Below are 18,964 nucleotides of genomic sequence, written 5' to 3' on the forward strand. Positions count from 1 at the left end.
TTCCCGAGCCGCGAACGCGGCCTCGGGAAACGGCCCGCCGCGCGCAACGGGGGTTCCAGGGGGTCGCCCCCCTGGGAAAGTGGGGTCGCCCCCCTGGGAAATCACGCCCTCTGCTTAAACGCCCTTAGCGACAGCGGTGCGAACACCAGTGAGATGCCGACGCCCCAGGCGAGGGCGATCCAGGCGTGTTCGAGGACGGGTCCGCCGACCAGGAGTCCGCGCATGGATTCGACGAGCTGCGTGACGGGGCTGTTGTCCATGATGAACGCGAGCCAGTCGGGGATGCCGTCGGTGTTCGGGATGAACGCGGTGCTGAGGAAGCTCAGCGGGAAGATCACCACGAAGCCGAAGATCTGCACCTTCTCCGGTTCGTTGACCTTCATCGCGATGAAGACCGACGTCCAGGAGAACAGCACGGCGAAGGCCAGCAGCAGGACGAACGCGGTGAGCAGGGCGAACACGTTCGTCTCGATGCGGAATCCGATGGCGAACCCGACGGCGAGCAGGATCGTCATGGACCACGCCTGCTTGGCGGTGTCGGCGATGATCCGTCCGGCGAGCGGGGCGCTGCGCGAGATCGGCAGGCTGCGGAACCGGTCGAAGACGCCCTTGGTGATGTCGGTGTTCAACCCGAAACCGGTGCTCATCCCGGCGAAGAGGGCGTTCTGCGCGATGATGCCGGGGATGACGACGGGCAGGTACTTGTCGACGCTGCCCGCCATCGCCGGGCCGAACACGTACGCGAACAGCAGCACGAACATGATCGGCTGGATGGAGAGGTCGAGCAGCTCCATCGGGTTGTGCTTGATCTGGACGAGGTTGCGCCAGGCGAGCGTCAGCGTGTTGCGGACGGCGGTGCCCGGCGAGACCCGTTTGGAGAGGTTCTCTGGCGCGAACGTCGCGGCGGTCATGCGGACGCCCCTTCCTTGTCGGCGGCGTCGGCGAGTTCGCCCGCCTCGGCGTCGATGTCGTCGGTGTGGTGGCCGGTGAGGGCGAAGAACACCTCGTCCAGGCTGGACTTGCGCAGGGACAGCTCGCCGACGGTGACGCCCGCGTCGTCGAGGCGGCGGACGACGGCGGGCATGAGCTGCGGGTCGGTGATCGGCGCGCTGACGAGCCCGTCGCGGACCTCGGGGACGGCCTCGGCGAGTTCGCCGACGATCCGCGAGACGGTGTCGAGGTCGGCGGCGTTGACCGGGGTGACCTCCAGCACCTGCCCGCCGACCTGCTCCTTCAGCACGTCGGAGGTGCCGTGCGCGATGACCTGCCCGCGGTCGATGACGATGATGTCGTCGGCGAGCTGGTCGGCCTCCTCCAGGTACTGGGTGGTGAGGAGGACGGTGACGCCGTCGTCGGTGAGGCCGCGGACGATGTCCCACAGGCCGTTGCGGCTGCGCGGGTCGAGGCCGGTGGTCGGCTCGTCCAGGAAGAGGAACTGCGGGCGGCCGACGAGGCTCGCCGCGAGGTCGAGGCGGCGGCGCATCCCGCCGGAGTAGGTCTTGGCGGCGCGCTCGGCGGCCTCGGTGAGCTGGAACCGCTCCAGCAGTTCGGCGGCCCGCGCCTTGGCGGCCTTCCGCGAGATGCCGAGGAGCCGTCCGATGAGGATGAGGTTCTCGGTCCCGGTGAGCATCTCGTCGACTCCGGCGTACTGCCCGGTCAGCCCGATGAGCTGGCGCACCTTGTGGGCGTCCTTGACCACGTCGAACCCGGCGACCTTGGCGCTGCCGCCGGTCGGCTCGATCAGCGTGGCGAGGATGCGGGTCATGGTGGTCTTCCCGGCGCCGTTCGGGCCGAGCACGCCGAGGACCGTCCCGGCTTCGGCGGTGAGTGAGACGCCGGCCAGCGCCTGGGTCTCACCGAACCGCTTCTCCAGACCTTCGGCCTGGATGGCGTAAGTCATGTGATCTCCTAGGTGGGTCGTTCGCCGGACGTCTGCGCCCTCCGGGAAGGGGAGCCAGTCAAAATATGCGGTGTCCGGGATGGTGCGCATCCGGTTTTTCGTCCGCCTCGGGCGCGGTTCCGTCGGCGGTGTCCAGACGCGCTCCCAACATCGCATGCGCCACTGACAGAACGCTGACATGCCCGCCACGATGCCTCAGGCGGGACGATTTCGCGTCTGGCGTGAGAACGGGAGGGGGCCTCCGGCGTTCTAGACTCGCGGTGTGACGTCGGTGCGGTGCGGTCACGACCTGGACGACGGGGACGACGACGGGGACGGCGGAGACGGCGGGGCGGCGCGCCCGCCGCGGCTGCGGCCGCCGGAGAACCGGGTCTCGCCGCGCGCCGTCGCGCACTGGGCGATCGAGTACCTGCTGCTCTGGGGGCTGGCGTTCGGTCTCGCGCTGGGCGTCGCGGCCTGGGTCGGCGACTCCGGGTGGGACGGGGTGCCCGGCTGGCTGACCGGGCGCGTCGACTGGCTGCCCTACGTCGTCGGCGCGGCGGGCCTGCTCATGGTGACGGTCGCGCCCGTGTGGCGCTACCGCGTCCACCGGTGGGAGGTCAGCGCGGACGTCGTCTACACCAGGACGGGATGGTTCAGCCGTGAATGGCTGCTGGTGCCGGTGAGCCGCATCCAGACCGTCGACACCGAGCAGGGCTGGATCGAGCGGATGCTGGGCCTCGCGACCATCGAGGTCAACACCGCCTCGCACACCGGGTCGTCGGAGGTCTCGGGCCTTCCCGTGGACGTGGCGACCCGCCTCGCCGAGGACCTCGCGCACCGCGCCCACGACCTCCGCGACGACGCCACGTGAACCTGCGAGACGGCGACCCCGTCCCCGACCCCGCGCCCGAGCCCGTCCGCGAACCCGTGCCCGGTCCCGCCGGGGGTTCGGACGGCGTCACCGCGTCCAACGGGCATCGCGACGGGGCCGTGCCGGGCCGTCCGGCGGACGCCGGTCACGCGCACCGGCTGCATCCGTTCACGTTCGTCGTCGGCGCCGTCCGGGAGCTGGTCGCGCTGATCGCCGCCGGGGCGACGGGGCTGCTGGTCGGCGGCCTGTCCACGGCGTTCTACTTCACGCTCGTCGGGCTCGCGTTCGGGCTCGCCTTCCACGTCGCCGACTGGGTGACGTTCACCTACGTCCTGTACGGCGACCGCATCGAGCTGCGCCGCGCGCTCATCGGACGGTCGGTCAAGAGCATCCCGCGCGACCGGATCCGGGGCGTGGACATCAGCGCGTCCCTGCCGCACCGCCTGCTCGGCCTGGCGGTCGTCGACGTCGACGCGGGCGCGGACGGCGGGGAGGGGACGCTGAACGCGGTGTCCCGGCACGAGGCGGACCGGCTGCGGCGCGTCCTGCTGGCCCGTGACGCGCCCGCGCCGCCGCGCCGCGTCCTGGCCCGGATGCGGCGGCGCTGGTACGTGTACGCCCCGCTCAGCGGCGCGTACCTGTTCACGCCGTTCGCGCTCGCCGGGAGCCTGCTCGGCACCCTCTACAACCTCGGCGACGACCTCGGGCTCATCACGCGGGAGCGGGTGGAGGGCGTGGGCCACGACGTGGTCGGCCTGCCCACGGCGCTCGTCGTGGCGCTCGCCATCCTCGTCCTCATCGCGATGCCGGTCATGTCGGTGATCGTCTTCACGCTGTTCAACTGGGACTTCACCGTCCACGAGCGGGACGGGTCGCTCGTCGCCGAGCGCGGCCTGCTCACCCGGCGCAGCGTGTCGCTGGAGCGGCGCAGGCTGCGCGGCGTCGAGCTCGCCGACAACCCGTTCGAGCGCGCGGCCGGGGTGACCCGGCTCGGCGCGCTGATCACCGGTCTCGGGGACGCCGCGCACCGGGGGCGGCTGCTGCCCGCCGCGCCGCGCCCGGTCGCCGAGGCGCTGGCGGCGCGGGTCGTCGGGAACGTCCCCGGCCCGCTGACCACGCATCCGCGCGCGGCGCGGGGACGCCGGGTGGCGCGGGCGGTGGCGCCGCCGCTCGGCCTCGCCGCGCTGGCCCTGGTCGCCGGGCAGCCGTGGGTCGCGGGCGCGTTCGCCGTGTTCGCCGGGCCCGCCGTCCTGCTCGGGCTCGACCGGTACCGGCAGCTCGGGCACGTCACGGACGGGGAGCGGCTCAGCGTCCGCTCGGGCTCGCTGCGGCGGCGCCAGGTGGTCGTCGAGCACGGCGCGGTCGTCGGCTGGCGGATCCGCCGCACGCTCTTCCAGCGCAGGCTGGGCCTCGCGACGCTGTTCGCGGCGGTCGGCGCGGGCGACGGCGGCTACTCCGCCGCGGACATGTCCGAGGCGGACGCCGTGTCGCTCGCCGCGGGGATCACCCCGGCGTGGGTGACCCCGTTCCTGGAACCGCCGCCCGACCGCTAGTCGGGACGGCGGGCGCCGAACATGATCTCGTCCCACGACGGGACGGACGCGCGCTTGCCCTTGGCCTTGCGGCGCCGCGCCGGACGCTGCGCGGCCGAGTCGCCGCCGCCCGCCGCCGCCGCGGCGGCGGGCGACCCGGTGGCGGGCTTGTCCTGCGCGGCGGGCATGGCGGGACGCGCGGCGGGCTTCTTCTTCGCGGGCGTCCGCGGCGGCTGCCGCTGCGCCGGGCGCTGCGCCGCCGCCGCGGGCTTCTGCTCCGCCGCGGGCTCGTCCCGCTCGGGCTCCGGCTCCGGCGCGGGCTCCGGCTTCGCCGCGACGGGCTCGGCCTCCGGCGCCTTCGCGGCGGCGGGCTCCGGCTCGGCGGCGGCCGCCTCCTCGGGCTCGTCGACCGCCTGCGGCTCGGGCGCGGGCTCGGGCTCGTCGGCCGGACGCTCCTCGTCCGCCTCCTCGGCCCGGTCCGTCTCGTCGGCCTCGGCGGCCTCCTCCGCGACCGGCTCGGCGGGCCGCTCCGCTTCGGCGGGCTCGGCCGCCGGTTCGGGGGCGTCGTCGCGCTCGTCGGCGGCGGGCGCGGGCTTCTCGTCCGCCTCGGCGGCGGCGGGCTCCTCCTCCGGCGGGGCGGCCTGCTGGACGGCCTCCCGGACGGCCTCGCGCGGCGCGGCGGGCTCCTCGGCGACGCGGGGACGCAGCGGCGCGGGCGCGGCGCGCTCGTCCGGCTCGCGGGGCCGGGCGGCCTCGTGCAGCGCGGCGCCCTCGCCGGGCTCGCGGACGGCCGGGCGCGGCTCGGCCATCCGCCCGCGCTCGATGACGTACTCGCGGGGCTCGGCGGCGCGCAGCGGCTCGGGCCGGCCGGACGGCGCGGGCCGCGCGGCCGGACCGGCCTGCGCGGGCTCGGCGGGGACCTCCGCCGGGAACTCGGCGGGCAGCCCGCGCGGCGCCGGGTCGCGCTCGCGCTCCAGGTCGCGGTCGAGGTCGCGGTCGTTGGACACGACCTTCATGGCGGGACGGCGCGGCACGAGCGGCGTCACCGTGTCGGAGAGCGCCTCGTCGTCCCACTCGACGGCGGTGAGGCGGGCGGCGACCTCGTCCAGCGGGGAGACGTGGCGGCGGCGCGGGTCGAACGTCCACTCGGCGGCGTGCGGGCGGCCGTTGTCGAAGAACGACAGCCGGACGCGCCAGGTGTTGTCCTCGCACTTCCAGGAGTCCCACTCGACCTCTTCGAGGTCGACGCCGCCGCGGCCGAGGCGCTCCTCGACGGTCTCGCCGAGCGGCGGGCCCGGGGCCGACTCGCCGGGGCGGCGCACCGCCACGCGTTGCGCCTGCTGGGCCATGTACTCGCGTTCCTGCAGGACCGGGCCCTCGAACCAGCGGACGCGTTCGACCGGGATTCCCGCCGACTCGGCGATCTCCTCCGCGGTCTCGCCGGACCGGATGCGGGCCTGGATCTCCTTGGGGCGCAAGGGACTCTCCACTTCGATCTCGAACTGGCCGAGGCGGGAGAAGTGCCCACGGACCGCGGCGCGGAGCCGGTCGTCGACGGGCAGGGTGAACCGGGTGCCTCGGCCCGCGGTGGCCAGGACGAGGTACGTACCGTCCTCGCTGACCGCGACGAGGCGCAGCTCCTGCATGCGTGTCCTTCCTGCCCTGTCCTTACGGCACGGAGGACGCCGGTGCGGCGGACCGTGCTCGACGGTCGGCCGCCCGATGCCCACCGAGGGCGCATGCGTGCCCTTCCCCCGGGTTCCCGAGTCTCTCTTTCGGACACACCTGCTGCCAGCACCGTACCCGGCATGTCCGAACATCGCCGCTCTCGAAGCCCCCTCCACGAGGTCGAAGAGGGCACCTGACCAAGCTTGCCCGCGCCGAGTACGGCGGGGGCCCGTCCCGCTCGATTCTTGTCCATCTTTTTCCTCACCGTGCCTGACCGGCGGGTGCGGCGCCACCGGTTCGGAGTTGCGAGCGTCACGTCCGCGGCAGGAACACCGACTTGTCCCGGTTAGTTTCTTTTCGGGGGTTTTGACATCGAGAGACAGGGGTGAGCCGGGGAATGCCGCGCAAGCTGCCGGACCTGAGCACGACGCAGTTGATCGCGAGTGCGGCGGCGACGGGAGTGGCCGCGCTCGGGGCGTCCTACCTGGGCGTCTACGGGACGATCATCGGCGCGGCGCTGATGAGCGTGATCTCGACGGCCGGGTCGGCCATCGGGAAGCACTACCTCGACCAGGGCCGGGAGCAGCTCAAGGAGCTGTCGCACGTCCAGGTGGCGGTCCGGCGGCGGGACGCGGCGGGCCACGCCGCCGAGGCGGCCACCAGCGCCGACCCGACGCGCACCGTCGCCTGGCCCCATGACGCCGACCCCAACGCCACCCGGCTCGACCCGTCGTTCGGCGGCGGCGACCCCAACGCGACCCGGCTCGACCCCGTGTTCGGCGGCGCCGACCCGAACGCCACCAGGCTGGACCCGGTGGACGCCGTGGCCGGAACGCTCGCCGAGGCGGCGGGCGAGGACGCGGTCCGCGAGGTCGTCCGGCGGTCGGCGCTGCAGAGCACCGTCGAATGGGCCAAGGCGCACTGGGTCAAGCTCGTGGTGTCGTCGGCGGCGGTGTTCGCGATCGTCATCGGCGGGATCACGGTCTACGAGGCGACTACCGGCAAGCCCATCGGCAAGAGCGACAAGGGCCTGACCGTGACCAACGTGCTGGGCGGCAACGGCGGCGGGAAGCAGGACGACACCCCCACGCCGACGCCGACCGACACCACGACCGAGCCCACCGGGACGCCGAGCGGGACGCCGACCGGCGAGACCCCGTCCACGCAGCAGACCACGCCGGGCGGGCAGCAGCCGACCGGGCCGACCGAGACGCCGACGCGGCAGGAGCCGACCGGCCGTCCGACGACGCCCGCGCCGACGACGCCGACCGCCCCGCCGCCCACCGAGAACCCGCAGGACGGCGGTCAGCCGCCGGGCGGAGCCGAGCAGCAGCAGCGCTCCACCCCCGGCGGCTGAGGCGGTCCCGCCGACCGATCCGCCCGATCCGTCCAGCCGCCTGCCATCCGCCTATTCGCCGAAGACCTGGTTGGTGTACGGGTTGGCGAAGCGGCGCTCTGGGTCGAGTTCGTCGCGCAGGGCGCGGAAGTCCCTGAACCGGGGATACACCTTCTCCAGGTACGCGGCGTCGCGCGTGTGGAGCTTGCCCCAGTGCGGACGCCCGTTCAGGGACGTCATCAGGTCCTCGACCCCCTTGAAGTAGTCCTCGTGGGGGTCGCGGTGGTAGACGTGCACGGCGATGAACGCGCTCCGGCGCCCATGGGCCATGGAGAGCCAGGCGTCCTCCTGGGGGAGCAGCCGCACCTCGATGGGGAAGCTGATCCGCCAGTCCTTCCTGGCGAACAGGGAACGCAGCTCGCGCAGCGCGGGGACGAGATCCTCGCGCGGGATCGCGAATTCCTGCTCCTTGAACCGGACGGTCCGCGGGCTGGTGAACACCTTGTACGAGGTGTCGCTGTAGGTGCGGGCCCCGAGCGCCTTGGCGGAGACGCCGTTCACGAAGGTCGTCGCGGAGGGCACCCGGTGCGTGAGCCTGTTGACGACCCCGAAGACGGTGTTGGACAGGAACTGGTCGTCCATCCAGTACTTGACCCTGGACAGCGGTTCCGCCGGGCCCTCGACGCGGTTGTTCCGCTTGGTCAGGCACCCTTCGGTGTGCGGGAACCAGTAGAACTCGAAGTGCTCGTTGGCGGCGTCGAACTCGTCGATGCGCGCGAGCACCTCGTCCCACTTCATGGGCTGCTCCTGTGCGCGCAGCAGGAAGGCCGGGACGGTCTGCCAGGTGATGGCGGTGACGACGCCGAGCGCGCCCAGGCCCGCCCGCGCCGCGTCGAACAGGTCCGGCCGCTCCTCGCGCGAACAGGTGACGGCGCCGCCGTCGGCCAGGACGAGTTCGAGCGCGGCGACCTGGGAGGCGAGGCCCGCGCTGTCGCGTCCCGTGCCGTGGGTGGCGGTCTGGAGGGCTCCGGCGACGGTCTGCTCCTGGATGTCCCCCATGTTGGCCAGCGCGAGACCGTGCTCGTCCAGGACGCGGTTGAGCGCGTGCAGCGGAAGCCCCGCCTCGACGGTGACGAGCCCCGTCGCCGTGTCCACCGAACGCACCGCCGTGAGCGCGTCCGGACGCAGCAGCACGCCCTCCGCGACGGCCGCCCCGGTGAACGAGTGCCCGGTGCCGGTCATGCGGACGGTGAGCCCGTCCTCGGCGGCCGCCCGGACCGCGTCGGCCACCTCGGCACCGGTGCGCGGCGTCACGACGCGCTGCGGCGCGGCCTGCTGGTTTCCCGCCCAGTTCTGCCAGGCGCGTCCGTTCACGGGGGACTTCACGGGGGACATGGCGTGACTCTACTCGGCGATTGTTCGCGAGAAAAGTTCACGTTTCTGTCCGGTCTGAGGCGATACGATCCGATCCGTCCCACAGGGGCGGCGGGCGGTCGGCACCGGTTCGGTGCCCGCCGACCCCATGATCCTCATGATCCCCTTCCATGGGGGAAGGAAGCGAACGCCGGGTAACCGTCAGTAGCGACTCTCGTTGGGGAATGGTGTGGCTCCTCCTTCAGCACCGCGCGGCCGGGCGCTGCCGGTCACGGTCGCCGCGATCGCCCTCCTCGCCGTCGCCGCCGGATCCGGCGGCGTGCTCGCCGCGCTGACCGCGGGCGACGCCGAGCCCGCCGCCGCGCGGGACGAGCAGCCGCCGGGCGCGCCGCCGGGCGACCCGGTGAACGTGGTCAGCGGCGGTCAGGTCGCGCCGCTGCGCCGCGTCGTCCCGCCGGACGTGCTGGCCGTCGGCGGCGGGTCGATCCCCGCCGCGCGGATCAGGAAGGTCGCGAAGCTCGGCAAGGTCAGGGACGTGGTCGCGGTCGACGGCGGCGCCGTCCAGCTCCAGGGCCGCCAGGTCAACGCGTTCGCCGTCGACCCGTCGTCCTTCCGGTCCTGGACGCCGCCCGGGACGGCCAAGCGCACCGACCTGTGGGAGGCCCTCGCCGCCGACCACTTCGTCGTCTCCCCGGCCGCCGCCGAGCAGCTCAGGCTCAACCGCGGCATGCGCTACCCGGTGGTGGGGCGGACGATGCCGAACCTCACCATGGGCGGCTCCGGCGCCCTCGGCCTGCCCGGCATCGACATGCTCGTCAGCCGGACGTCCGGCGGCAGGATGGGGCTCGTCCCGAACATCGCGCTTCTCGTCAACGCGCCCGGGGTGAGCCCGGCGAAGGTCGTCCAGGCGGTCACGAAGGCGCTCGGGCCGGGCGCGAACGTCGTGAACCTGCACGAGCGGCGGTTCCAGACGCCCGGCGAGAGCGGGCGCCCCGGCGGCTACCTCGACCTCTACAAGCAGGCGGCGCGGACGTGCCCCGGCCTGTCCTGGACGGTCCTCGCCGCGATCGGCCAGGTCGAGAGCGACCACGGGCGCAACGCGGGCCCCTCCAGCGCGGGCGCGCTCGGCCCGATGCAGTTCATGCCCGCCACCTGGCGGACCTACGGGGTGGACGGCGACCGCGACGGCAAGGCCGACATCATGAACCCCTACGACGCCGTCCCCGCCGCCGCGAAGTACCTGTGCGCGAGCGGCGCGGGACGGGGCGGGCGGCAGCTCTACCGGGCGGTGTGGCAGTACAACCACGCCGACTGGTACGTCCAGAAGGTCCTCAACCTGGCCAAGGCGTACCAGGCGCGGTTCGACTGACCCGGCGTTCGACTGACCCGGCCCGCACGGGGCACGCGCGGGGGCCTGGTTGGATGGAGGCATGACGTCGTCGTACGACGCGTTGCTCCTGCTCTCCTTCGGCGGCCCCGAAGGACCGGACGACGTGATCCCCTTCCTGGAGAACGTGACCCGCGGCCGCGACATCCCCCGCGAACGGCTGGAGGCGGTGGGCGAGCACTACCACCTGTTCGGCGGGGTCAGTCCCATCAACCAGCTCTGCCGCGACCTCAAGGGCGCCATCGAGGCCGACTTCGCCGCCCACGGCCTGGACCTCCCCGTCTACTGGGGAAACCGGAACTGGACGCCCTACCTCGCCGACACCGTCCGGCAGATGAAGGCGGACGGCGTCCGGCGGGCGGCGGCGTTCGTCACGTCCGCCTACAGCGGCTACTCGACGAACGACCAGTACCTCGCCGACATCGAACGCGCGCGCGAGGAGGTCGAGGGCGCGCCGGTCATCGACAAGCTCCCCGTCTACTCCGACCGGCCCGGCTTCATCGCCCCCTTCGTGGACGCCGCCAAGGACGCCCTGAGCCGCCTCCCGGCCGGCGCGCGGCTGGTCTTCACCGCGCACAGCGTCCCCCTCTCCCAGCCCAACCGCGAGCTGTACGTGGCCGAGCTGGAGGCCGCCTCCCGGACGGTCGCCGAGAAGGCGTCCCCCGGCACGCCCTGGGACCTCGTCTACCAGAGCCGCAGCGGGCCGCCGGCGCAGCCGTGGCTCGAACCGCAGATCACCGACCACCTGGAGAAGCTGCACGGCGAGGGCGTCCGCGCGGTCGCGGTCGTGCCGATCGGGTTCGTCTCCGACCACATGGAGGTCAAGTACGACCTCGACGTGGAGGCCGCCGGGCGCGCCGGGGAGCTCGGCGTCGCGTTCGTCCGCGCCGCCACCCCCGGCGCCGACCCGCGCTTCGCCGCCCTGCCCCGCCACCTCCTGGACGAGACGCGATGAGCCTCCCCGAAGACCTGCTGGAACTGGCCGCCGAGACCGCGCGGGAGGCCGGGCGGATGCTGGTCGACAAGCGCCCGGCGGACGGCCCGGACGTCGTGCAGACGAAGTCGTCCCCGACCGACGTCGTCACCCAGATGGACCGGGCGGCCGAGCAGCTCATCGTCGAGCGGATCCGGGCGGCCCGCCCGGACGACGCCTTCCTCGGCGAGGAGGGCGGCACGCAGGCGGGCGGCAGCGGCGTCCGCTGGGTGATCGACCCGATCGACGGCACCGTCAACTACCTCTACGACCTGCCCGACTGGGCGGTCAGCATCGCCGCCGAGGTGGACGGCGCCGCCGTCGCCGGGGCGGTGGAGATGCCGCGCCGCGGCGAGTCCTACACGGCCGTGCGCGGCGGGGGAGCGCTGCTGCGCACCTCGTCCGGGACGCGTGAACTCCGCGTGAACTCCGGCGTCCCGCTCGACCGCGCCCTCGTCGCCACGGGCTTCGGGTACTCGGCGGAGCGGCGCGCCGGGCAGGCCCGCGTCCTCACCGGGGTGCTGCCGAGCGTCCGCGACATCCGCCGGGGCGGCTCCTGCTGCGTCGACCTGTGCTCGCTCGCCGCCGGACGGGTCGACGCCTACTACGAGCGCGGCGTCCAGGCGTGGGACGTCGCGGCGGGGGCGCTGATCGTCCAGGAGGCGGGCGGACGGGTCGGGGGCCTGCACGGCGCGCCCGCGAGCCCGGAGCTGACCATCGCGGCCGGGGCGGGCACGTTCGAGGCCCTGCACGCGCTCCTCGCGCCGCTGGACCCGCTCACCGACTGAGAGCCCGGGACCGCTGCCGGTCCCGGGCTCCCCGTCTCGGTTCGCGTGTCCTCAGTCGCAGCGGGGCGGTTCGACGCCGATGTCGTTGTTCGCTGCGATCCGGCGCAGGTCGTTGATCTCCTCCTGGCGGATGTCCGCCAGGTAGGTGTCTCCCTCTGCGTGGGCGCTCCGCAGCGACGCGTACGCGTCGTCTAGCCGCTGCTGGATCATGCGTGACAACTCGCCCATTGGCCTCCTCCCGGATCGTGCCCATGCGTACCCAGACCTAGGCTGGAGGTAAACCTGTACGCCGATGCAATTTTCGCGGATTCTTGCGTCCGCCGGACCGCGGCCCGTCGGGCGATCAGTGAACAGGTGCTTACGGGCTTCTTACGGCCCGCGTGGGATATCTGGAACCCGGGGCGTCCCGCGCCCCGGCCATGGAGGGGGATCAGTGCGTGTTCTAGTCGTCGAGGACGAGCGGGTGCTCGCCGACGCCATCGCCACCGGCCTGCGCAGGGAGACGCTGGCCGTGGACGTGGCCTACGACGGCGCGGGCGCGCTGGAGCGGGCGGGCGTCAACGAGTACGACGTCATCGTCCTCGACCGCGACCTGCCGAAGGTCCACGGCGACGACGTCTGCAAGCAGCTCGTCGCGCAGCGCTACCCGGCGCGGATCATCATGCTGACCGCGGCGGGCGAGCTCGGCGACCGGGTCGAGGGGCTGTCCATCGGCGCCGACGACTACCTCGCCAAGCCGTTCGCTTTCGCCGAGCTGATCGCGCGGGTGCGGGCGCTCGGACGGCGCGCCGCCGCGCCGCTGCCGCCCGTCCTGGAGCGCGCCGGGATCAGCCTCGACCCGGCCCGCCGCGAGGTCGCGCGGGACGGCCGCCCGGTCGAGCTGACCCGCAAGGAGTTCGCCGTCCTGGAGGTCCTGCTCAGCGCGGACGGCGCCGTCGTCAGCTCCGAGCAGCTCCTGGAGAAGGCCTGGGACGAGCACATCGACCCGTTCACGAACGTGGTCCGCGTCACGATGATGACGCTGCGCAAGAAACTCGGCGAACCTCCGGTGATCGAGACCGTCCCGGGAGTGGGATACCGACTGTGACCGCCGAACCCGCACCCCGAACCGGCTCCGAGGAGCCCCGCCCGGACGCCCTGCCCGGCGCGACCGCCGCGTCCGCCCAGCCTCCCGCCGGCGGCGGGCCGTACCAGGAGGACGCCGCGGCCCAGGGCGGGCGGCGCGGCGGACGCTGGCGCCGCCCCGGCCCGCAGCAGGTCCCCGAGCCGCCCCCCGCCCCGAAGGGCATGTGGCGCGGCGAGAACGCCGGGTCGTTCGCCGAGCTGAAGGCGCTGCCCGGCCGGATGAGCGTCCGGCTGCGCCTCACCCTCTTCTACGGCCTGCTGTTCTTCCTGGCCGGAGCCCTGCTGCTGGCCGTGATGTCGGTGCTGATGGCCGACATCCTCGGCGGCGTGAAGGTGATCGGCTTCGGCATCACCACCGACGAGCAGGCCGCCGCGCTGCAGCGCCAGTTCGTCGAGCAGACGATGAAGCAGCTCGTCGGACGGTCCCTGCTCGCCCTCGGCGGGGTCGGGATCATCACCCTGGTGCTCGGCTGGTTCGTCGCCGACCGGGCGCTCAGCCCGCTGCAGCGGGTCACCACCACGGCCCGCCGCCTGTCCGAGAGCACCCTGCACGAGCGGATCGCGCTGGAGGGCCCCGACGACGAGATCAAGGAGCTCGCCGACACCTTCGACGCGATGCTGGAGCGGCTCGGGCACGCGTTCGACTCGCAGCGCCGGTTCGTCGCCAACGCCTCGCACGAGCTGCGCACTCCGCTCGCGATCAACCGGACGCTGCTGGAGGTCGCGCTCGGCGACCCCGACGTGTCCGACGACCTGCGCGCCGTCGGCCGGACGCTGCTCGCGACCAACGCCCGGCACGAGCGCCTCATCGAGGGCCTGCTGCTGCTCGCCCGCAGCGAGCGCGAGCTGACCACCCGCACCCCGGTCGACCTCGCGGAGGTCGCGGCGACGGTGCTGGAGCACTCGGCGCGCCGCGACCACGACAACGACGTGTCCGTCCACCCGGAGCTGACGTCGGGGAAGGCCCTCGGGGACCCGGTGCTGCTGGAGCACCTCGTGTCCAACCTCGTCGAGAACGCGATCAAGCACAACGAGGAGGCCGGCGGCGAGCTGTGGATCCGCACCGGGCTGCTGGACGGCTACGCCACCGTGCAGGTCGAGAACACCGGGCCCGCCGTCCCCGCCTACGAGGTGGAGCGGCTGTTCGAGCCGTTCCGGCGGCTGAACGCCGACCGGGTCGAGTCGTCCAAGGGCGCCGGGCTCGGACTGTCGATCGTGCGGTCGGTGGTGCTCGCGCACCGCGGCGCGGTGTACGCGGCGCCGCGTCCCGGCGGCGGGCTGATCGTCACCGTCCGGCTGCCGTCCGGCTGAGCGCCCGCGGGTCCGGCGCTACTTCAGCGCGGCGGCGACGAGGACCGGGTCGCCGTCGTAGTCGAGGCTCAGGTCGGTGACCTTCGTCTTGCGGACGAGCGCCGCCCGGCGGCCGGACGTCAGCGGGATGAGCGCCAGGTCGTCCAGCGCGACCTTCTCGGCCTCCTTGTAGAGGGACGTGCGGGTCTCGGCGGAGGTGCTGCGCAGCGCCCTGGACACGAGGTCGTCGAAGTTCCCGTTCTTCCAGCCGTTGTAGTTGGCGTACCCGTTGCTCTCGGTGGCGGCGGCCGTGCTTCCGAGCAGGGGCCACAGGACCGTGTACGGGGTCGGGTAGTCGGCCCCCCACGAGGACAGCGCGAGGCCGGAGGCGTCGCTCCCCGAGAGGGTCTTGCGGAGGTCGGCGAACTCGGTGGGACGGAGCTCGACCTGCCATCCGAGCGCGGACCTGAGCTGCTGGGACACCGCCTCGGCGATGGGCCGGTAGGTCTCGACGTTCGGGTGGTAGAGCCGGATCCTCGTGCCGGGCCCGAGCTTCGCCCGCGCCGCCAGCTCCTTGGCCTTCGCCGCGTCGGGCGTGTCGCAGGACGGGCAGGCGCCGGGCCGTCCGAATCCGCCGGGCACCGCCGCCGGGACGATGCCGTGCGCCGCCTCGTTGTACCCCGGCGTCGCCGCGGCGATCCGCGCCCGGTCCAGCGCGTAGGACACCGCGAGCCGCGCGTCCCGGCTTTTCAGCGGGCCGCGCCGGGTCAGCGGGACGATCATCCGCGTGTACGGCGTCGGCCGGGACACCCCGTCCGCGCCGAGGGCCTGCGTGGGGGACGTCCCCGTCCCGGGGGCGAGCATGGCCAGGTCGACCTCGCCCCCGGTGAACGCGGCGCGCCCGACCGCCGGGTCGGCGGCGAGCCGGACGTCCACCTTGTCGAGCTTGGTCTTGCCGAACGCCCACCTGTCGTTGCGGACGAGCACGGCGCTGCGGTTCTCGGTGAAGCTCTCCAGCTTGAACGGCCCGTTCCCGACCGGACGGGTGTTGTAGGCGGAGTTGGTCGCGTCGCCCGCGGCCTTGGGGACGGGCGCGAACACGGGGTTGGCGAGCCGCGTCGGGAACTCGCAGTTGGGGGAGGTGAGCCGGACGCTGAGGTCGGCCGGGCCGACCGTCTTGACGCCCGACAGCCCGCCCGGCGACCCGGTGGACGCCCCCTGGAACCCGTCGATGTCGTTCATCAGGTACGACGCGGGGCCGCCGGTGGTGGCGGCGGCGCGCGCCCAGCCCCGGGCGAACGCCTCCGCGTCGACCGGCTCGCCGTCGCTGAACGTCGTCCCCCGCCGGACGGTGATCCGCCAGGTCTGGCAGGACGCGTCCGGCGTGATCGAGGCGGCGAGCCGGTTCTGCGCCACGCCCTCCCCGTCCAGCGCGGTCAGCCCGGTGAACAGTTGCTTGGCGAGGAACTGCTGCGTGGTGCCGGCGGCATGCCCCGGGTCGAGCAGCCCGTCGGTGGTCGTGTCGTCGGACAGCATCTCCAGCGTGCCGCCGACCCGCGCGGCGGTCGCGGTGGACCTGTCGTGGTCGCGGTTCGCGATCAGGACGGCGACCGCCGTCCCGGCGAGGACCAGCGCGACCAGCGCGGCGCCGCCCACGCCCGCCAGCACGCCGATCCCGCGCTTGCGGCCGGCGGGCGGCCGCGGCCCGGCGCTCAGCGGTCCGGAAGCGGGCGGTCCGGCGGACGGCCAGGTGGTGAACCCCTGCCCGTCCGGCGGCGGGGGAGGCGGCGGCCACGTCGCGCCGGGCGGCTGCGTCGCCCCCGGCGGCCCGTTGACCGGCGGCGGCGCGGTGGAGCGCAGCCGGACCGCCCCGGTCGCCGCCGTCGCCGCGCCCTGGGTGAGCATCACGGCGGCCTCGCCGTCGCCCGTGTCGCGCGGCGCGCCCGGCTGCGGCAGGCTCCCCGCGAGGTCGAGCAGATGCGCGAGGACGTGCTGCGACGCGGGCCGCAGCGCCGGGTCCTTGCTGAGGCAGTCCGCGACGATCTGGCGCAGCGGCTCGTGCAGGTCGCCGAGGTCGGGCGCCAGGTTGAGGATGCGGTGCATGACCGCCGGGATGGAGTCCTGCCCGAAGGCGGGCCGCCCGTTCGCCGCGTACGCCATCGTCGCGCCCCAGGCGAACACGTCCGCCGCCGGGCCGACCCGCGCCCCCGAGATCTGCTCGGGGGCCATGTACGCGGGCGTCCCGACGGCCGTGCTGGACATGGTGCCGGTGGCGTCCAGCGCCCGCGCGATGCCGAAGTCGATCACGCGCGGGCCGTCCGGGGCCAGCAGCACGTTCGCGGGCTTGAAGTCGCGGTGGACGACGCCCGCCTGGTGGATGGCGGCGAGCGCGGTCATCGTCCCGATCGCGAGCCGGTCCAGCGCGGCGCCGCGCCGCGGGCCCTCCGCGGCCAGCACCTCCGACAGCGACGGGCCGTCGATGTACTCGCTGACGATGTACGGCCGGTCGCCCTCGACGTCGGAGTCGAGGACGCGGGCCGTGCAGAACGCCGAGACCCGCTTGGCCACCGCCACCTCGGCCGCGAACCGCGACCTGGCCTTCGGGTCGCCGCTGAAGCGCGCGTGCAGCAGCTTCACCGCGACCCGGTGGCCGGGCTCGTCCTCGCCGAGGTAGACGGTGCCCTGACCGCCCTCGCCGAGCAGCCCGGCCAGCCGGTAGGCGCCCAGCCGGGACGGATCACCCGCGCGGAGCGGGGCGACCTCCTCGGTCACTTGGAGACGGTTCCGAAGGCGGCGGCCGTCGGAGCGCTCCGGGTCTGCCGCCACTCCCACCTCAGGGTGCTCCCGCCCGAGGACGGGATGAACGTGATGTAGCCGGAGGCGCACTCCTTCGGGTCCATCCCGGCCATCGGGGTCTCCTGGTACTCGACCTTCTCGCTGCTCTGGTCGCCGGACAGCAGCGACAGCCGCGTGTAGCAGTTGTCCTGTGAGCCGGACGGGTAGGTGTAGCGGGCCGTGCCGCTCGTGTACAGCAGCGCGAACCGGACCTGGAAGGTCGTGTGCCCCGCGCCCGCGGCGGGCTGGTTGCCGTCGCCGTCGAACACGCCGAGCAGCCCGCCGGACGTCACCCGCGACGACGGCGTCTCGCTCGGCGTGTACGTGCTCGGCGGCAGGTACGTGGGGCTCGGCTCGGGGTCGTCCTTGTTCGCCGCGACCACCGCGATCGCCACGATCGCGATGATCACGATCAGCGCGAACGCGCCGCAGCCGATCGCGATGATCGGCCCGGCCGAGCTGGACTGCTTCGGCGGCGCGAATCCCGGCCCCGGCGGGACGGGGTGCTGCATCGGCGCGCCCGGCTGGGTGTGCGGCGGCGGGGGCGGCATCCCCCCGCCCTGGTACATCGGCATGGGCGGCGGGGTGATCGGCTGCGGCGGGGGCGTGTTCGGCCCCTGCATGCCGCCCTGCGGCATCCCGGCCTGGTGCATCGGCATGGGCGGCGGCGTGATCTGGTGCTGCGGCTGCTGCTGCGGCTGGGGCGGCTGCGGACGCGGCGCGGGCGGCACCGGGGGCGGCGGCGGAAGCTGCGACGCGATCCGGGTGCCCTGGTTGAGCAGGTCCTCCTGGCCGCCGCCCTGGCCCGCGGGCGCGGCGCCGACGTGCCCGAGCAGGTTCAGCAGGAGCTGCGCCGCGGGCGGCCGCAGCCCGGCGTCCTTGGACAGGCAGCGGCCGATCAGGTCGCGCAGCGGCCCGGCGGGCAGCGCGGACAGGTCCGGCTCCTCGTTGAGGATCCGGTTGATGATGACGGGCAGCGTGTCGGCCTCGAACGGCGACTGGCCGGTCGCGGCGAACACCATCGTCGCGCCCCAGGCGAAGATGTCGACGGCCGGGGTGAGCGGCGCGCCGGTGAGCTGCTCGGGCGCCAGGTAGCCGGGGGTGCCGACGACCATGCCGGTCGCGGTGACAGCGCTCTCCTGCGAGTTGACCGTCCGCGCGATGCCGAAGTCGACGACGCGCGGGCCGTCGGCGGCCAGCATGACGTTGTTCGGCTTGAAGTCGCGGTGGACGATCCCGGCCTCGTGGATCGCGGCGAGCGCGGTGACCGTCCCGATCGCGAGCCGCTCCAGTTCGGCGGCGCCGCGCGGACCGTCGTGCGCGACCACGTCGTGCAGCGAGGGCCCGTCGATGAACTCGCTGACGACGTACGGCTGGTCGCCGTGGACGTCCGCCTCAAGCACGCGGGCGGTGCAGAAGGGCTCCACCTTCTGCGCGGCGCTCACCTCGCGCGTGAACCGGGCCCGCGCCGCCGGATCGTTCGCCATCTGCGCGTGCAGCAGCTTGACCGCGACGTACTCGCCCCCCGGCGCCCGGCCGAGGAAGACGGCGCCCTGCCCCCCGGCGCCGAGCCGTCCGACGACCTCGTACTGTCCCAGTGCCCTAGGATCGCCTGGCTCCAGCGGAGCGGCATCCGGCATCTGACCCTCCAGTGACCCGCAGTGATGTGCCGCGATGGCGTGCGCCGGACCCCGCAGCGGGGCCGTCGGCCGGCGAATGCCGGGCGGACCCGCAGGGGACCCGCCCCCAACCTCAGGCGGGCACGATATCGCGTTAGTTCAGACGTTTCACCGAAGTGTGCGGTTCGATGGACGACCAGGCCGATCGCGCCGATCCGCCACGCCGGGGAGGCTGGCGCGCGGAACGCCGCCGGGACCGATATGATCCCCGCCGCCGCGGGATA

Annotated in this window: 15 protein-coding genes; 8 read left to right on the forward strand and 7 right to left on the reverse strand. The window is 73.9% G+C overall.

The features are described from left to right. Window positions 1-101 precede the first annotated feature (101 nt). Together ACH01S_RS19030 and ACH01S_RS19035 are read right to left on the reverse strand one after the other, a co-directional pair. On the reverse strand, window positions 102-911 hold the full coding sequence (locus ACH01S_RS19030; protein WP_067893047.1) for an ABC transporter permease: 810 nt from the start codon (window positions 909-911) through the stop codon (window positions 102-104). Next, window positions 908-1,900, reverse strand: coding sequence for an ATP-binding cassette domain-containing protein (locus ACH01S_RS19035; protein ID WP_067893049.1), 993 nt, complete (start codon window positions 1,898-1,900; stop codon window positions 908-910). The genes ACH01S_RS19030 and ACH01S_RS19035 overlap by 4 nt, the downstream gene beginning before the upstream one ends. Before the next feature lie 262 nt (window positions 1,901-2,162). On the opposite strand from ACH01S_RS19035, the gene ACH01S_RS19040 reads away from it, so the two are divergent. Further along, a complete protein-coding gene (locus ACH01S_RS19040) occupies window positions 2,163-2,753 on the forward strand; it encodes a PH domain-containing protein (RefSeq protein ID WP_306303252.1) in 591 nt (196 codons plus the stop codon). Continuing rightward, on the forward strand, window positions 2,750-4,306 hold the full coding sequence (locus tag ACH01S_RS19045; RefSeq protein WP_246237029.1) for a PH domain-containing protein: 1,557 nt from the start codon (window positions 2,750-2,752) through the stop codon (window positions 4,304-4,306). Before ACH01S_RS19040 ends, ACH01S_RS19045 begins: the two co-directional genes overlap by 4 nt. On the opposite strand, the gene sepH is transcribed toward ACH01S_RS19045, so the two are convergent. Further along, window positions 4,303-5,931 (reverse strand): septation protein SepH, encoded by a 1,629-nt coding sequence (gene sepH / locus ACH01S_RS19050; RefSeq protein WP_067893051.1) that lies wholly within the window; start codon window positions 5,929-5,931, stop codon window positions 4,303-4,305. The genes ACH01S_RS19045 and sepH overlap by 4 nt on opposite strands. Before the next feature lie 419 nt (window positions 5,932-6,350). On the opposite strand from sepH, the gene ACH01S_RS19055 reads away from it, so the two are divergent. Further along, complete coding sequence (locus ACH01S_RS19055) at window positions 6,351-7,310, forward strand: hypothetical protein (protein ID WP_067893053.1); 960 nt, start codon at window positions 6,351-6,353, stop codon at window positions 7,308-7,310. A 51-nt stretch (window positions 7,311-7,361) separates the two neighbouring features. Here ACH01S_RS19055 and ACH01S_RS19060 read toward each other — a convergent pair whose 3' ends face one another. Beyond that, complete coding sequence (locus tag ACH01S_RS19060) at window positions 7,362-8,684, reverse strand: D-arabinono-1,4-lactone oxidase (RefSeq protein WP_067893055.1); 1,323 nt, start codon at window positions 8,682-8,684, stop codon at window positions 7,362-7,364. Window positions 8,685-8,892: 208 nt separating this feature from the next. Between ACH01S_RS19060 and ACH01S_RS19065 the strand changes: the two genes are divergently transcribed. The 3 genes from ACH01S_RS19065 to ACH01S_RS19075 all read left to right on the forward strand — a co-directional run bounded on the left by ACH01S_RS19065 (window position 8,893) and on the right by ACH01S_RS19075 (window position 11,811). Further along, window positions 8,893-10,032 (forward strand): lytic transglycosylase domain-containing protein, encoded by a 1,140-nt coding sequence (locus ACH01S_RS19065; protein ID WP_067893057.1) that lies wholly within the window; start codon window positions 8,893-8,895, stop codon window positions 10,030-10,032. Between the two features lie 61 nt (window positions 10,033-10,093). Further along, window positions 10,094-11,005, forward strand: a complete 912-nt coding sequence (locus ACH01S_RS19070; RefSeq protein WP_067893064.1) for a ferrochelatase — start codon at window positions 10,094-10,096, stop codon at window positions 11,003-11,005. Next, window positions 11,002-11,811 (forward strand): inositol monophosphatase family protein, encoded by an 810-nt coding sequence (locus ACH01S_RS19075; protein WP_067893066.1) that lies wholly within the window; start codon window positions 11,002-11,004, stop codon window positions 11,809-11,811. Before ACH01S_RS19070 ends, ACH01S_RS19075 begins: the two co-directional genes overlap by 4 nt. Before the next feature lie 51 nt (window positions 11,812-11,862). Here ACH01S_RS19075 and ACH01S_RS44475 read toward each other — a convergent pair whose 3' ends face one another. Then, window positions 11,863-12,039 carry a hypothetical protein gene (locus tag ACH01S_RS44475; RefSeq protein WP_165964506.1) on the reverse strand — a complete coding sequence of 59 codons (177 nt, stop codon included), beginning with the start codon at window positions 12,037-12,039 and terminating at the stop codon, window positions 11,863-11,865. A 205-nt stretch (window positions 12,040-12,244) separates the two neighbouring features. Between ACH01S_RS44475 and ACH01S_RS19080 the strand changes: the two genes are divergently transcribed. Together ACH01S_RS19080 and ACH01S_RS19085 are read left to right on the forward strand one after the other, a co-directional pair. Further along, window positions 12,245-12,898 carry a response regulator transcription factor gene (locus ACH01S_RS19080; protein ID WP_067893068.1) on the forward strand — a complete coding sequence of 218 codons (654 nt, stop codon included), beginning with the start codon at window positions 12,245-12,247 and terminating at the stop codon, window positions 12,896-12,898. After that, entirely contained in the window at window positions 12,895-14,247 is a 1,353-nt protein-coding gene (locus tag ACH01S_RS19085; RefSeq protein WP_246237027.1) for a sensor histidine kinase, read from the forward strand. The genes ACH01S_RS19080 and ACH01S_RS19085 overlap by 4 nt, the downstream gene beginning before the upstream one ends. 18 nt (window positions 14,248-14,265) lie before the next feature. On the opposite strand, the gene ACH01S_RS19090 is transcribed toward ACH01S_RS19085, so the two are convergent. Next, window positions 14,266-16,998, reverse strand: a complete 2,733-nt coding sequence (locus ACH01S_RS19090; protein WP_067893070.1) for an ABC transporter substrate-binding protein — start codon at window positions 16,996-16,998, stop codon at window positions 14,266-14,268. After that, window positions 16,995-18,701: a serine/threonine-protein kinase gene (locus tag ACH01S_RS46540; protein WP_067893072.1), complete on the reverse strand. Its 1,707-nt coding sequence runs from the start codon at window positions 18,699-18,701 to the stop codon at window positions 16,995-16,997. The genes ACH01S_RS19090 and ACH01S_RS46540 overlap by 4 nt, the downstream gene beginning before the upstream one ends. Window positions 18,702-18,964: the final 263 nt, after the last annotated feature.

The sequence above is a fragment of the Actinomadura chibensis NBRC 106107 genome (genome assembly GCF_001552135.1).
Taxonomy (GTDB): Bacteria; Actinomycetota; Actinomycetes; order Streptosporangiales; family Streptosporangiaceae; genus Spirillospora; species Spirillospora chibensis.

What these genes read in the sequence shown, in the direction of transcription:
- ACH01S_RS19035 (WP_067893049.1), bottom strand. Translation starts at nt 1,900, where the DNA reads ATGACTTACGCCATCCAGGCCGAAGGTCTGGAGAAGCGGTTCGGTGAG.
- ACH01S_RS19030 (WP_067893047.1), bottom strand. Translation starts at nt 911, where the DNA reads ATGACCGCCGCGACGTTCGCGCCAGAGAACCTCTCCAAACGGGTCTCG.
- ACH01S_RS46540 (WP_067893072.1), bottom strand. Translation starts at nt 18,701, where the DNA reads ATGCCGGATGCCGCTCCGCTGGAGCCAGGCGATCCTAGGGCACTGGGA.
- ACH01S_RS19060 (WP_067893055.1), bottom strand. Translation starts at nt 8,684, where the DNA reads ATGTCCCCCGTGAAGTCCCCCGTGAACGGACGCGCCTGGCAGAACTGG.
- ACH01S_RS19070 (WP_067893064.1), top strand. Translation starts at nt 10,094, where the DNA reads ATGACGTCGTCGTACGACGCGTTGCTCCTGCTCTCCTTCGGCGGCCCC.
- ACH01S_RS44475 (WP_165964506.1), bottom strand. Translation starts at nt 12,039, where the DNA reads ATGGGCGAGTTGTCACGCATGATCCAGCAGCGGCTAGACGACGCGTAC.
- ACH01S_RS19055 (WP_067893053.1), top strand. Translation starts at nt 6,351, where the DNA reads ATGCCGCGCAAGCTGCCGGACCTGAGCACGACGCAGTTGATCGCGAGT.
- sepH (WP_067893051.1), bottom strand. Translation starts at nt 5,931, where the DNA reads ATGCAGGAGCTGCGCCTCGTCGCGGTCAGCGAGGACGGTACGTACCTC.
- ACH01S_RS19075 (WP_067893066.1), top strand. Translation starts at nt 11,002, where the DNA reads ATGAGCCTCCCCGAAGACCTGCTGGAACTGGCCGCCGAGACCGCGCGG.